The organism is Acinetobacter sp. UBA1297 (assembly GCF_002307755.1).
Taxonomy (GTDB): Bacteria; Pseudomonadota; Gammaproteobacteria; order Pseudomonadales; family Moraxellaceae; genus Acinetobacter; species Acinetobacter radioresistens.
Genome location: NZ_DBUF01000006.1, coordinates 33965 through 47477, shown reverse-complemented (window position 1 = coordinate 47477; position 13513 = coordinate 33965). Strand labels below are relative to the sequence as shown.

Genomic DNA, 13513 nt, shown 5'->3' with positions numbered 1-13513 from the left:
ATGAATGCTTTGTTTATGATTGTCGCAGCCATACTTTTACTCGGACCGCTGATTGCAATTCATGAGTTTGGACACTATTTTGTGGCACGTAAACTGGGTGTAAAAGTTCAGGTTTATTCGATTGGCTTTGGGCCAACCCTGATCAAGTGGAAATCAAAAAAATCAGGTATTCAGTATCAGCTTTCAGTCTTGCCTTTTGGTGGCTACGTCAAAATGCTGGATGAGCGTGAAGGAAATGTTGCTGAAGAAGACTTGCCGCAGGCATTTAACCGCCAGTCTCCCTGGAAGCGTATTGCTATTGTTGCGGCGGGGCCGCTCATTAATCTGGTATTTGCGATTGTACTTTTCTGGATTTTATTCCTGCCTTCACAAGAGCAGTTAAATACACGTGTAGGCAAGATTTTTCCCGGTACCCCCGCTGCAGCTGTGCAAATGCAGACCGGTGACAAAATTACTGCTATAGACGGCACACCAGTGAGCACTTGGGAAAAATTAAATTACGCTATAGTAGATCGTGCTGGTGAAACTGGAGTGATTCAGGTTCAGGTTGAACGGCAGGGACAATTACAACAGTTTAGTCTACCAATACAGAATTTCCTAAAAGATCAAAGTAAATCTCCTTTGGAAACTTTGGGTTTTATTCCTTATCGTCCACAGATTCCGGCAGTGGTGACCAAGCTGAGCGAAGATGGTGCAGCGATACGTCAGGGAATAAAGGAAGGTGACAAGATTGTTGCAATTGATGGCGTAAAAATGAAGGACTGGTTCGATGTAGTTGAAATCGTGCAAGCATCACCAGAGAAGCTTCTAAAGATAGATGTATTGCGTAATGGCGAAATCAGGCAGCTTGATGTGATGCCACAAGGGCAACGAGACAATATGGGAAATGTCATTGGCATGCTGGGAGTACAAAGTACGCCAGGTAAAGTTACAATTCCTGACGAATATAAACAAACAATTCAATATAATCCTGCACAAGCTTTAATGATGGCAGTAGATAAAACTGGTCAAATCTCCGGGATGATTTTGAACTCGATGGCTAAAATGGTTCGAGGGCTGATCGGTCTGGATAATTTGTCTGGTCCAATTACAATTGCCAAGGTGGCAGGCCAAAGTGCCGAGATGGGATGGCAAACTTTTATTTCTTTTATGGCTTTAATGAGTATAAGCTTGGGAATTTTAAATCTGCTTCCAATACCAATGCTTGATGGCGGACATTTAGTCTATTATTTTATTGAAGCGATTCGTGGTAAGCCCGTTTCTGAACAAATACAAATATTTGGTTTGAAAATTGGTATGGTACTGCTCGGTAGTATGATGCTCCTGGCATTATTTAATGATTTTATGCGTTTATGACGTAGATGATGGAATAAACTAACTATGCGGCACACACATCTATTTATGCCTCTAGCTCTTGTTAGCGCTATGGCAGCAGTACAACAAGTATATGCAGCAGACGAGTTCATTGCTCGTGATATAAAAATACAGGGACTTGTACGTCTGTCGCCTGCAAGTGTCTCTACCATGTTACCCATTAACAGTGGCGATCGGGTAGATGATGCAGCGATTTCAAATGCTGTACGGGCACTTTATGCTACCGGCCTGTTTGATGATATTAAAGCTTCCAAAGAAAATGACATACTGGTATTTAATGTGGTCGAGAGACCAATTATTTCTAAAGTAGAGTTTCAGGGTAATAAGCTGATTCCAAAAGAAGCACTGGAAGATGGCTTAAAAAGAATGGGCGTGGCTGAAGGAGAAGTATTTAAGAAGTCTGCAATTCAGACAATTGAAACTGAACTTGAGCAGCAGTACACCCAGCAAGGCCGTTATGATGCAGATGTACGTGTACAGACTATTGCCCGTCCAAATAACCGTGTAGACCTGAAACTTGAGTTCGTTGAAGGCACTGCGGCAAAAGTGGTTGATATCAATATCATTGGTAATACCGTTTTTAAAGAAGACGAGATTAAACAGGTTTTTGCAGTACGTGAAAGCAGCTGGAGCTCAATTGTTACACGTAATGACCGTTATGCACGTGAGAAAATGGCTGCAAGTCTGGAAGCTTTACGCGCTCTATATCTGAATCGTGGTTATATCAATTTTAAAATCAATAACTCTAACCTGAACTTGAGTGAAGATAAAAAACATATCTTTATTGAAGTTTCTGTAGATGAAGGCGAGCAGTTTAAATTTGGCCAGACCAAGTTCTTGGGCGATGCGCTTTATAGTCCTGATGAACTCAAAGCACTAAAAATCTATAAAGATGGCGATACATATTCACAAGAAAAAGTAGATGCAGTCAAACAACTATTACTTCGTAAGTATGGTAATGCTGGTTACTACTTTGCCGAAGTGAATGTTGCACCGCAAATTAATAATGAAACTGGTATCGTAGATTTAAACTACTATATTAATCCAGGCCAGCAGGTTACTGTACGGCGTATTAACTTCTCCGGTAACAGTAAAACAGCAGATGAAGTACTGCGTCGCGAGATGCGTCAGATGGAAGGCGCATTAGCAAGTAATGAAAAAATTGATCTTTCTAAAGTACGCCTTGAACGTACCGGATTCTTCGAGAATGTTACGATTAAGCCGGCACGTATACCGGGTGCACCGGATCAGATTGACTTAAATGTCGATGTAAAAGAACAGCACTCTGGTACTAGTACACTAGCAGTTGGCTATTCACAAAGTGGCGGTATTACGTTCCAGGCCGGTTTAAGCCAAACTAACTTTTTAGGTACGGGTAACCGTGTATCTATCGACCTGTCCCGTTCGGAAACTCAAGATTACTATAATCTGAGCGTAACTGATCCATACTTTACCATTGATGGCGTCAGCCGCGGTTATAACCTGTATTATCGTAAAACCAAACTTGATGATGATTATAACGTCAATAACTATGTAACTGATAGTTATGGTGGAAGCCTGAGTTTTGGTTATCCGATTGATGAAAACCAAAACCTGAGTGCTTCTTTAAATATTGATAATACAGAAGTAACTACAGGACCATACGTTTCTACTTATGTTCGTGATTATCTGCTTGCCAATGGGGGTAAAACTTTAGATACCACCCAATATTGTCTTGTTGATCGTGTAAAAGATGAAGTCACTGGGGCTTATAATTGTCCTGAGGGTCAACTTTCAGATCCTTATGGAAATAAGTTTGGGGGTGAATTCCTGACCTATAATCTAAATTTAGGCTGGTCTTATAATACTTTGAACCGTCCTGTATTCCCAACCAATGGTATGTCGCATCGTATTAATGCTGAAATTGCACTTCCAGGCAGTGATGTGGAATATCAGAAATTGACTTATGATGCCCAGGCATTCTTCCCGTTAGGTAAGGATTTTACTTTACGTACCTATGGTAAGCTTGGCTATGGTAATGATTTGCCATTTTATAAAAACTTCTATGCGGGTGGTTATGGTTCGGTCCGTGGCTATGACGTAAGTACTTTGGGTCCTAAATATCCGGGTGTAACCTATTCTGAAACTAAAGTAGAAGATCCGTCTCCTGAAGAAGTCGGGGGTAATGCTTTAGTACAGTTTGGTACTGAACTGGCACTGCCACTTCCATTTAAAGGCGACTGGACCCGCCAGGTGCGGCCTGTAATCTTTGCTGAAGGCGCACAGGTATTTGATACACAATGTGACGTTTCAAACTCAACCATTTTCTATAAAGGGCAAAGTTTAGACAGCAAAAAATACTGTGAAGATAACTTTGGCTTTGATTTGGGCGAAATGCGTTATAGTGTGGGTGTAGGCTTTACTTGGATTACCATGATTGGTCCTATTTCGCTCAGCTATGCATATCCTCTAAATGATAAAGAGGGTGACGAGACCCAAGCTGTACAATTTGAAATTGGCCGTACTTTCTAAGTACGGTTTGATACTAACTACATTAAATATGACAGGGATGTTCTACATGAAAATAATAAGACCACTGGTGGTAAGTTTAGGCCTGAGTCTGGCTGGTCTTACTCATGCGGCAGGATATGGGGTGATTGATCTGGAGCGTATTGTTGAAAACAGTACCTATCTGAAGCAGCAAAATGCCAGCTTGAGCCAGTCGGTCAAACCTTCTAGCACCCGTCTGGAACAGATTGGTAAAGAGATTGAAGCTTTACGCCAGAAAGCACAAAGTAATAATAAAATCAGCGAGACTGAAGCACAGAAACTAAGTGCGCAGTATCAAGCTAAAATGGGCGAATTTAATACACTGCAGCAATCTTTACAGATACAAGTGCAGAATACACTTCAAACTATGAATAGAACCTTTGAGGTTCGTGTCAAACAGGCTGCTGAACAATTGCGCCAAGAAAATAACCTTGATCTTGTTTTGAATAAAAACTCGGCACTTGCCTATGACCCTAAACAGGATTTAACTGATAAAATGATTCAAAAGGTCAATGCAATTAAATAATCAATGAAACAACAACGTTATCGTCTGGAAGAGCTGGCTCATCTGGTACAGGGGCAGCTTGTCGGACAACCGCAATTCGAATTGCAAGGGCTTGCCAGTCTGGAAAATGCCCAGAATAATCAGATTGCTTTTGTAAACGGGCATAAATATCTTGAACAGGCGCGTTCTTCCAAGGCGGGCGTGCTGATTACCACTGCAGAGTTACAGGCACAGCTTCCAGAGCATCAGAATTTCTTGATTGTGCCTAACCCCTATCTGGCTTTTGCCATCTTAACTCATGCTTTTGAGAGAAAAACAAAAGCAGTGGGTATTGAAAATACGGCTCAGATTCACTCTTCCGCAATTATATCTGATACGGCTTATATAGGTCATTATGTGGTTATTGGTGAGGACTGTGTAATAGGTGATCATACAGTTATACAGTCACATGCAAAGATTGATGATGGTGTGGAAATTGGCAAGCAATGTTTTATTGACTCTCATGTGACCATTACCGGTGAATCTAAAATTGCTGACCGTGTCAGAATTCATGCTAATACTGTTATTGGCAGTGAAGGTTTCGGCTTTGCACCTTATCAGGGAAAATGGCACCGAATTGTACAGCTAGGCTCAGTTCATATAGGGAATGATGTGCGGATCGGTTCAAATTGCAGTATCGATCGAGGCGCACTTGACGATACAATTATAGAGGAAGGTGTAGTTATTGATAACCTTGTGCAAATCGCACATAACGTTCATATTGGTGCACATACTGCAATTGCGGCCAAATGTGGTATTGCAGGAAGTACCCGAATTGGCAAAAACTGTATACTGGCTGGAGCATGTGGGGTAGTAGGACACCTGACTATTACTGATAATGTGACTCTGACGGGAATGTCAATGGTCACAAAAAATATTTCTGAACCCGGAACGTATTCTTCAGGTACAGGTATTTTCGAAAATAATCATTGGAAACGTACAGTTGTACGGCTAAGACAATTAGCAGATGTGCCATTGACCCAACTGACCAAACGACTTGATCATATGCAATCTCAAATTGAGTCTCTTGAATCAACTTTTAAATTGCGTAAATAGAATATGATGACCGAGTCTAAAATCCCAGCATTTGCTGTGCCTGAATTACCAATGCACATTCAAACCATCCGCGAATATCTTCCACACCGTTATCCTTTTCTGCTAGTAGACCGGATTACTGAGGTGACAGAAAATGGAATTGTCGGATATAAAAATGTATCGATTAATGAAGAATTTCTCCAAGGGCATTTTCCTAACTATCCACTTATGCCGGGGGTACTGATTGTAGAGGCACTCGCTCAAGTATCTGGTATTCTTGGTTTTATCATGAATGAACAAAAGCCATCAGAAGGTTCTCTGTTTCTTTTTGCAGGAGCTGAGAAAGTAAGATTTAAAAAACAGGTGGTTGCGGGTGACCAACTCGTATTAAAATCAGAGTTGGTAATGCAAAGACGCGGCATTTATAAATATCAATGTACTGCCAGCGTCGATGGTATAGTAGCAACTACAGCGGAAATTATGGTTTCGCATCAGCAAGTATAGAGCAGGCATGAGCAATAACGACTTCATTCATTCTACCGCTATTATTGACTCATCTGCAGTAATTGCTCCAGATGTACAGATTGGACCTTATTGTATTATTGGCCCAAATGTGACTATTGGAGCTGGTACAAAACTCCACTCACATGTTGTAGTGGGGGGCTTTACCCGAATTGGCGAGCAGAATGAAATATTTCAGTTTGCCAGTGTCGGAGAAATATGCCAGGACCTGAAGTATGCAGGTGAAGAAACTTGGCTTGAGATTGGGAATCATAACTCGATTCGTGAACATTGCAGTTTACATCGGGGGACTGTTCAAGATAAAAGTTTGACTAAAATCGGTGATCATAATCTGTTGATGGTGAACACCCATGTTGCTCACGACTGTGTTATTGGTGATCATAATATTTTTGCAAATAATGTAGGGGTAGCAGGTCATGTTCATATCGGTGACTTTGTAATTGTTGGTGGAAACTCTGGTATCCATCAGTTCTGCAAAATTGATTCTTATAGCATGATTGGCGGCGCATCGCTTATTTTAAAAGATGTGCCTGCATATGTAATGGTATCAGGTAATCCTGCACATGCATTCGGTATGAACGTTGAGGGTATGCGACGTAAAGGCTGGTCAAAGAGTGTAATTCAAGGGCTTAGAGAAGCTTTTAAGCTGATCTATAAAGCCAGTCTGACGACAGAGCAGGCTATTGAGAAAATTCGTGCAGAAATTCTTCCTGAGATTAGTGAAGTACAATTATTGATTGATTCACTGGAACAGTCAAAGCGTGGTATTGTGCGCTAAGCATGGGCTATTATAAAAAAGACACCAAGTGGTGTCTTTTTTATAAGCTGGTTTAGCTAATTTAGCTAAAATAATTTTCTATGATTTAAAATAGCCTGCTTCTTCAGACTTTGGATAAGTGCTAATGAGTTTGTTTTTAAATCGGTTAGCGGAAGCAGTATCTTTATCGACATCCTTGGCAATGCTGTAGAGTTGATACAACGCTCGTGAGGCTTTGGCTGAGGTCGGGTATTGGTCTGCTACTATGGCATAGTTTTTCTTGGCTTCTTTATAATTTGGCGGCTCTACTGCCAGATTAAACTCAGCCAGCCAGAAGTAAGCATTTCCCGTATAAATACTGTTTGGATGGTTCTTGATAAAATTCTGCATTGGGGCTATAGCTTTCTTGGCACCGCCCTGTTTGTATGCATCCAGAGCGACTGTATAAGCTGCTTTTTCTAAGTCGCTCGGTGCCTGAGTAGAACTATTACCTTGAGGCAAATTGCTAGAAGTACTATTAGATGCGATAGGGCTTACTGGAGTAGCAGTTGCTGGTTGAGCCTGTGTTTCTTCACTACTTGTCTCTTCATTTGCATTAGCGCTTTCAGGGTCAATTTTTTGAAGTAATAGTTCAATACGCTGATCAAGATCTGTATAACGATTTGTTAACTCTTTTTTGAGCTGGTCAATTTCATTTGCTTGTTCTTCAAGCTGACCACGTAAAGTACGTATGTCATTTTCCAGATTCTGGTTTTTCTGTACCAAATCCCAAGTCGGATTACTGTTTACAGTTGGTGTGGCAGTAGAAGCATTGTTGTAGCTAGAGGATTGCGAGAGGCCTCTCGATTCAATTGGAACGGCTGCGTACAGTTGAGTTGTACAAAGCAGGGCAATGAAAAGAAGGGAATGCTTATTGAGCATAATTTTGGTCCATCATATCGAGTGATTGGTCATCACTTTATTGTCTTGTCCAGCTAGGATCTAAAAATATCTAGCTGAAGTTCTACAGTATGCAGTCATTAAAAACGGCTGGCTCAAGAATTGCAATAACTCTTTACAATGTTCAGGCATATTTGGCGAGCATGAGCTTTTCCGGCTAACCTATAATATTAATAGTTATACCTGTAAAAGAGTTTCATTGTTTAAATCTTTAAGATCGTTGAGGAAATAATCAATTGAACGCTCAAGGTGCGAAAATAATGAGCAGAGACTTGCAACTTGGTTAAAAAACTCTATACTTGGTTTTGCAATGGTAGCCCCGCTGGTAGCCTCGCAATTGTACTCTGTGAACCCCGCCAGGACCGGAAGGTAGCAACGGTAGCAGATCTATGATGTGCCGAAGTTTTGCTAGTGGGGTTGCCACCACTATTCTTCATCAGCCATTCGGTTGACTGCTTTCATAATTGCTTCCATTTCAAAACCACGATACTGTAAAAAGCGGATCTGTTTTGCTTTGAGTTTTGGTTCCTTTTCAACCTCAAAACCAAATTTTTTCACTTTCAGACGATAAGCTTGCTCCGCCCAGTCTATATCAGATAAATCATCTTGAATTAATTCAGTATCCAGCTGCTTGGTTTTAAGAGCCAGTTTAATTCGATTCGGGCCTTTGCCTTTGCGTAATTGACTTGATAGCATCGCTTCAGCTACCCGCTGATCACTTTGATAAGAGTTTTCACTCAGTTCTTCAACTAATGTTCTTACTTCATCTGGATTCTCTGCATAGAGACAAAGTTTTTCAATCAGTTCGCCTTTTGAATATTCGCGTTTAGTCAGTAAGGCAAAAGCATAAGAGCGTAAACGCGTTCCGGTTAAAGGTTTTCGTTGAGTTTGCTGATTTCTTTGCTTAAACATGCAATCCTTCCTTAAATGGAAAAACGCCCCGTGGGGCGTTTCTTTCAGTTCAATTAACTTTCTAGGAAGTCCGGGACTTCTTCTGCTTCATCTTCTGCCACCGGCGCATTATTAGTAGTTAAGAGCTGCTCACGAATAAGACGCTCAACTTCTACTGCCAGCTCCGGATTTTCTTCCAGATGACGAATCACATTATTCTTGCCTTGGCCAATTTTATTACCTTGGTAAGAGTACCATGCACCAGCTTTCTGGATGATTTCTTGCTGAACAGCTAAATCAATCAACTCGCCAAGATGGTTAACCCCTTTGCCATAAAGAATCTGAAATAGTGCTTCTTTAAATGGAGGCGCCATTTTATTCTTGACGACTTTAACTTTGGTTTCAGAGCCAATAATTTCATCGCCTTCTTTTACCTGACCGATACGGCGAATATCCAGACGGACTGATGCATAGAATTTTAATGCATTACCACCAGTTGTGGTCTCAGGACTACCAAACATTACACCGATTTTCATACGAATCTGGTTAATGAAGATTACCATACAGTTAGAACGCTTAGCATTACCGGTAATCTTACGCAGTGCCTGGCTCATCAGTCGAGCTTGCAGCCCCATATGTGAATCACCCATTTCGCCTTCAATCTCGGCACGTGGGGTCAAGGCAGCAACGGAGTCGACTACGATCAGGTCAATTGCTCCCGAGCGTACCAGCATGTCTGCAATTTCTAATGCCTGTTCACCATTATCTGGCTGGGAAACCAGCAGGTTATCAATATCTACGCCAAGTTTACGTGCATACTGCGGGTCAAGTGCATGCTCTGCATCAATAAACGCACAAGTACCACCAGCCTTCTGACACTGCGCAATTGCCTGCAATGTCATAGTAGTCTTACCTGAGGACTCAGGACCGTAAATTTCAACAATACGACCCTTAGGCAAACCGCCAATACCCAGCGCAATATCTAATGTTAAAGAACCGGTTGATACAGCTTCTACTGCCTGCACGGTATTATCACCCAAGCGCATTACCGTATTTTTACCAAACTGTTTCTCAATTTGGCTTAACGCGGCATTGAGCGCTTTGCTTTTGTTCTCATCCATCTCACAACCTCAAAACTTTCGTAATATCACTATTCACTCAAGTGGATGTATCAAAGTAAAAACTTGTTTCCACCAGATTATAGTGACAGATTTATAATGACGTTTCTATGTGTTTTCCGGTCTGGGCGACACAATGTGACGTGTAATTTTAACCATCATTATATGACCAGGAGTGGTCACTCTGATGATCATTTCCTTGTTTAAACTTGTTGATATCGCGACGATCTTTTTTGCTCGGACGATGATCTGGTCGTGCTAGATTATGCAATTTTCGTTGCGATGCAATCAATTCACGACGAGCGATACTTACGGGTGTTTCTTCATAAAGCATCTGGGCAACTGGTGCAGGACCACGAGTGTTTGACAGGGCTTTAATAGTTACGGTTTTACGGTCAAATCCTTGCTGAATGGTTAACTCCATTCCTATCCGTATTTCCTTGGAGACTTTTACCCGTTCACCCTCATGGTGGACTTTACCACCTTCAATGGCTGCTTTCGCAACTGAGCGGGTTTTAAAAAAACGCGCTGCCCATAGCCATTTGTCTACGCGCATGCTTTCAACGGCAACATCTTCATGCTGTTTTAACATTGATTTCCTTGTAAGCAGTTTCTGAAATAAAAGGAAAGAGTTCAATTAAATTATCTATGGCAGGATAATCTAGCTGTTCTTGCAGGCGAGGTGCTTGCAAACTTGAAGGTTGAAGAATAGTGAACAGGTTTTTAATTCCAAATTGCTTGGCACTGTGTAAGACCTGAGCTGTATCATCAATCAATACGGCCTGTTCCGGTTTGAAAGAATGCTGTTGCTGCAGGTACTGCCAGAATGCTAGAGTTTCTTTAGGATAGCCAATCTGTTCACTGCTGATGATTAAATCAAAATGAGGGCGCAGTGGTATATTTTCAAGCTTTAATTCTAGGCTTTTACAGTCAGCATTGGTGACTAGCCAGCAAACATGACCAGCAGCCTTTAGCTGCTCTAAAAGCTCTAAACTCCCAGCTCTGAGACAAATTTTACTTTCATGGTTTTGCTGTATTTTTAGTATATTGATACCAGTTTGTAGGCTCCAGAATGCAGAAGAATACCAGTTCAAAGTGTGTTTATGATCTAGATAAAGCTGCTGTAGATATTGATGGCTTTTCTCTAAGGAGTAGCCGTGAAACTGGGCATGGTGCTCAGGCAAGCATTGATTCCAGATATAGTCGTCAAAAGCCAGATCCAACAGTGTGCCGTCCATATCAAACATTATTGGTTTAAGCATAGTTGTCCTGAATAAAGTTATTTTTTCATCAAAATTATAACTCAAATACATATAAGTTTTATTTAAGCTGACTTAATCAGCTAAGATTTTTAAAATATATAATTTTTGAATTTATCTTCTAATAAAAAATATTAAATATAGATAAGTTAAAATATAAATAAGCTTATGCTAATTAAAATTATAAGTATTATTAAAGTACATCTAGGTTATTTTATTAATATTAAAATATAAGTTTTTGAAATTAATATTATTTAAATATTTTTCAGCTAAAGGGTGAAAATGGTATTCTATTGAACTCACTATTTTTGTTTTAATATTTTTGGTCATATGAAAAGTTTTAGATTTCTTTAGAATTATAAGGGTTAAGTAATAAGGAAAAACAAATGAATAATAAGTTACTCATCATTAGTCTTATAAGTCTTATTATTTTACTTGGGTTTATAGCTAAAAATGAAGTTTATGAAAAAATGCAAAAGGCTAATCATCAAGCTATATTGGAAAATAAAGGAATTTCTAATAGGATTTTTTAGTTTACTTAATCTTTAAAAATAGATCTATAGGATTTTAAATAAAAATTTTCTACTTAATAAGTGTGATATTTATCACGTTCTTGATTTATAATAGGAGCTCTATTATTAAGATATAATGTTTTAATAACTAAAATTGAGAGAAGATAAAAATATATTTCACTTTCGTATACAAGCAAATGATGAAAGTTAGTGGTAGCCTTAACACATCCAAGTCCGGACTCTGTATTTATGTTTATTCAATCTCAAGCACCTACAGATGAACTTATGCTTAAGCTTTTACCTATGCTTGAGCAAGCTGGCCAAACTCTTTTAGAAGAGTATGAAGGTTATTGTGCAGGAAATGATTTTAATATTAATAAAAAAATAGACCAGTCACCTGTAACTCAAGCTGACTTAAAGATTAATCATTATATACTGGAACAGTTGGCATATCTTACACCTGAAATACCAGTTCTATCAGAAGAAAGTGATTATTCGAAACGTCATCAATGGCCGCTTTGCTGGCTGCTGGATCCTCTTGACGGCACTAAAGAATTCATTCATGAACGTGATGAGTTTACGATTAATCTCAGCTTAATCAGGCACCATAAAACTATATTTTCAGTCATTGTTGTACCTTGTGAAAAGCGCATGTACATGGGCTATCTTCAAGATTTACCATTTCGCTATCAATTCAGTCAGCGGCAATGGTATCAGTATCAGCAAAATCTAGCAGATTATAAGCAAATCCAGGTAGGGTTAAGCCACGGCAGCAAAGATGTGCGCTATCAGCAATTTATGGATCATATTGCGCAGCAGTACCCCGTGGTACGACGTGAAGCGGGGAGTGCTTATAAATTTTGTATGATGCTAGAAGGCGTGATCGATATTTACCCGCGCTTTCACCCGACTTCTGAATGGGATACAAGCGCCGGGCAGGGGCTTTTGGAAAGTATCGGTGGTGGCCTGTTGAGTTTACAGAAAGAACCTTTTGCCTATAATGCGCGTAGCAGTGTATTAAATAACGGGTTCATAGCATTTACTAATCAGGTAACCCGGACTCTCTCGCTTGAGGCTTTGGCGCAAGTAAAGCTTTAACCCTGAACATCAGCTTACTCTCATGCTATAGTAATAGATAAATTGAGTTATTAAGAAATTCTATGTCGCTGAAGTTACTGCCGCCCAGTATGCATAAAGCCTTGGAACTGTTACCTGAAGCCTCAGTGCCTGTAACCTTGTTTACGCGGCATTCTTTAAGAGAAATTGTAGCAGGGCAGGGATTGGCGGGGTACGACCTGCAGTTAACAGAACAAGGCCGTGACTTAGCCCATGAATGGGGTGCTTATCTCATTAAAAATACGGATCGCTTGATTCAGCACTGTATTTCGAGCCCTATTCAGCGCTGTATTGATACAGCTGCTTTGATGATTGAAGGGGCAGATCAGGTAACTCCTGCTTTAAATACACATTCGATTGAAATTGTTGAGCAGGGTCTACTGGTGGAACCTGGAAGCTTTGTACTAGATATCCAGCAGGCTGCACCTTATTTTAAACAGCAGGGTGCATTGGGCTTTATCAACAGTTTTGTCAATAACACATTACCTGGTATGAAGAACCCTATTATGGGCGTAATGGATGTACTTGAGCTGATTTACAGCACTCATCCGCAGAACTGTCGAGGTCTAAGTCTGGCAGTAAGTCATGACACCATTATTGCTGCTATTGTCGCCATAATTTCAGGACACACTCAAATTAGCCAAGCTGACTGGCCACAAATGATGGAGGGATTATTTGTATGGTTTGAAGGTGAAGATTTTGACCATAGTAAACTGAAGTGGATTTGGCGAGGTGAGTTAAAAGAACTGTCTATTCAGCAGTTTCAGGCCCAGCAAGCAAACATTTCCTGAGGATGAGGACTGACAGGTTCCGTAGAAAATTCTATAATAATTGATAGATAAAAAATATTCAGTAAGTCAGAGGATATAAGTAATAATCCTTTAAATCTCCTACAGAATAATACCAGTATTCTTATT

The 13513-nt window shown here is 40.2% G+C and carries 14 protein-coding genes and 1 other RNA gene; 10 read left to right on the top strand and 5 right to left on the bottom strand.

The features are described from left to right. From rseP to lpxA, 6 genes are read left to right on the top strand one after another with little or no spacing between them, the layout of a single operon-like run. Positions 1-1356: an RIP metalloprotease RseP gene (gene rseP / locus B3R63_RS01860; RefSeq protein ID WP_286728325.1), complete on the top strand. Its 1356-nt coding sequence runs from the start codon at positions 1-3 to the stop codon at positions 1354-1356. Between the two features lie 24 nt (positions 1357-1380). After that, positions 1381-3885 carry an outer membrane protein assembly factor BamA gene (gene bamA, locus B3R63_RS01855; RefSeq protein WP_286728157.1) on the top strand — a complete coding sequence of 835 codons (2505 nt, stop codon included), beginning with the start codon at positions 1381-1383 and terminating at the stop codon, positions 3883-3885. A gap of 46 nt (positions 3886-3931) precedes the next feature. Further along, positions 3932-4429, top strand: coding sequence for an OmpH family outer membrane protein (locus tag B3R63_RS01850; RefSeq protein WP_101162289.1), 498 nt, complete (start codon positions 3932-3934; stop codon positions 4427-4429). 3 nt (positions 4430-4432) lie between these two features. Continuing rightward, positions 4433-5503, top strand: coding sequence for a UDP-3-O-(3-hydroxymyristoyl)glucosamine N-acyltransferase (lpxD, locus tag B3R63_RS01845; RefSeq protein ID WP_286728155.1), 1071 nt, complete (start codon positions 4433-4435; stop codon positions 5501-5503). Between the two features lie 6 nt (positions 5504-5509). Beyond that, positions 5510-5986 (top strand): 3-hydroxyacyl-ACP dehydratase FabZ, encoded by a 477-nt coding sequence (gene fabZ, locus B3R63_RS01840; protein ID WP_005405310.1) that lies wholly within the window; start codon positions 5510-5512, stop codon positions 5984-5986. Positions 5987-5993: 7 nt separating this feature from the next. Beyond that, positions 5994-6782 carry an acyl-ACP--UDP-N-acetylglucosamine O-acyltransferase gene (gene lpxA / locus B3R63_RS01835; RefSeq protein ID WP_005025678.1) on the top strand — a complete coding sequence of 263 codons (789 nt, stop codon included), beginning with the start codon at positions 5994-5996 and terminating at the stop codon, positions 6780-6782. A 78-nt stretch (positions 6783-6860) separates the two neighbouring features. Here the strand turns inward: lpxA and B3R63_RS01830 are convergent, their stop codons facing one another. After that, a complete protein-coding gene (locus B3R63_RS01830; protein ID WP_284908159.1) occupies positions 6861-7685 on the bottom strand; it encodes a YbgF trimerization domain-containing protein in 825 nt (274 codons plus the stop codon). Between the two features lie 335 nt (positions 7686-8020). Between B3R63_RS01830 and ffs the strand changes: the two genes are divergently transcribed. Continuing rightward, an RNA gene (ffs, locus tag B3R63_RS01825) (signal recognition particle sRNA small type) lies at positions 8021-8117 on the top strand. A gap of 9 nt (positions 8118-8126) precedes the next feature. On the opposite strand, the gene B3R63_RS01820 is transcribed toward ffs, so the two are convergent. The 4 genes from B3R63_RS01820 to B3R63_RS01805 form a co-directional block, all read right to left on the bottom strand. Continuing rightward, complete coding sequence (locus B3R63_RS01820) at positions 8127-8612, bottom strand: regulatory protein RecX (protein ID WP_005405657.1); 486 nt, start codon at positions 8610-8612, stop codon at positions 8127-8129. 53 nt (positions 8613-8665) lie between these two features. Continuing rightward, a complete protein-coding gene (recA, locus tag B3R63_RS01815) occupies positions 8666-9712 on the bottom strand; it encodes a recombinase RecA (protein WP_005025682.1) in 1047 nt (348 codons plus the stop codon). 148 nt (positions 9713-9860) lie between these two features. Next, positions 9861-10301 carry an RNA-binding S4 domain-containing protein gene (locus B3R63_RS01810; protein WP_265768224.1) on the bottom strand — a complete coding sequence of 147 codons (441 nt, stop codon included), beginning with the start codon at positions 10299-10301 and terminating at the stop codon, positions 9861-9863. Further along, entirely contained in the window at positions 10285-10971 is a 687-nt protein-coding gene (locus tag B3R63_RS01805) for an HAD-IA family hydrolase (RefSeq protein WP_286728154.1), read from the bottom strand. The genes B3R63_RS01810 and B3R63_RS01805 overlap by 17 nt, the downstream gene beginning before the upstream one ends. A 383-nt stretch (positions 10972-11354) precedes the next feature. Between B3R63_RS01805 and B3R63_RS01800 the strand changes: the two genes are divergently transcribed. The 3 genes from B3R63_RS01800 (at position 11355) to B3R63_RS01790 (ending at position 13387) form a co-directional block, all read left to right on the top strand. Then, the gene (locus tag B3R63_RS01800; RefSeq protein ID WP_286728153.1) at positions 11355-11501 is read left to right on the top strand and encodes a hypothetical protein; all 147 of its coding nucleotides are present in this window, start codon (positions 11355-11357) and stop codon (positions 11499-11501) included. 228 nt (positions 11502-11729) lie between these two features. Continuing rightward, positions 11730-12578: a 3'(2'),5'-bisphosphate nucleotidase CysQ family protein gene (locus tag B3R63_RS01795; RefSeq protein ID WP_005405509.1), complete on the top strand. Its 849-nt coding sequence runs from the start codon at positions 11730-11732 to the stop codon at positions 12576-12578. A gap of 62 nt (positions 12579-12640) precedes the next feature. Further along, positions 12641-13387, top strand: a complete 747-nt coding sequence (locus B3R63_RS01790; RefSeq protein WP_005014586.1) for a phosphoglycerate mutase family protein — start codon at positions 12641-12643, stop codon at positions 13385-13387. Positions 13388-13513 lie beyond the last annotated feature (126 nt).

Excerpts from the sequence above, each read along its gene's own strand:
- rseP (WP_286728325.1), top strand. The coding sequence starts at position 1 with ATGAATGCTTTGTTTATGATTGTCGCAGCCATACTTTTACTCGGACCG.
- bamA (WP_286728157.1), top strand. The coding sequence starts at position 1,381 with ATGCGGCACACACATCTATTTATGCCTCTAGCTCTTGTTAGCGCTATG.
- B3R63_RS01850 (WP_101162289.1), top strand. The coding sequence starts at position 3,932 with ATGAAAATAATAAGACCACTGGTGGTAAGTTTAGGCCTGAGTCTGGCT.
- lpxD (WP_286728155.1), top strand. The coding sequence starts at position 4,433 with ATGAAACAACAACGTTATCGTCTGGAAGAGCTGGCTCATCTGGTACAG.
- fabZ (WP_005405310.1), top strand. The coding sequence starts at position 5,510 with ATGACCGAGTCTAAAATCCCAGCATTTGCTGTGCCTGAATTACCAATG.
- lpxA (WP_005025678.1), top strand. The coding sequence starts at position 5,994 with ATGAGCAATAACGACTTCATTCATTCTACCGCTATTATTGACTCATCT.
- B3R63_RS01820 (WP_005405657.1), bottom strand. The coding sequence starts at position 8,612 with ATGTTTAAGCAAAGAAATCAGCAAACTCAACGAAAACCTTTAACCGGA.
- recA (WP_005025682.1), bottom strand. The coding sequence starts at position 9,712 with ATGGATGAGAACAAAAGCAAAGCGCTCAATGCCGCGTTAAGCCAAATT.
- B3R63_RS01810 (WP_265768224.1), bottom strand. The coding sequence starts at position 10,301 with ATGTTAAAACAGCATGAAGATGTTGCCGTTGAAAGCATGCGCGTAGAC.
- B3R63_RS01805 (WP_286728154.1), bottom strand. The coding sequence starts at position 10,971 with ATGCTTAAACCAATAATGTTTGATATGGACGGCACACTGTTGGATCTG.
- B3R63_RS01800 (WP_286728153.1), top strand. The coding sequence starts at position 11,355 with ATGAATAATAAGTTACTCATCATTAGTCTTATAAGTCTTATTATTTTA.
- B3R63_RS01795 (WP_005405509.1), top strand. The coding sequence starts at position 11,730 with ATGTTTATTCAATCTCAAGCACCTACAGATGAACTTATGCTTAAGCTT.
- B3R63_RS01790 (WP_005014586.1), top strand. The coding sequence starts at position 12,641 with ATGTCGCTGAAGTTACTGCCGCCCAGTATGCATAAAGCCTTGGAACTG.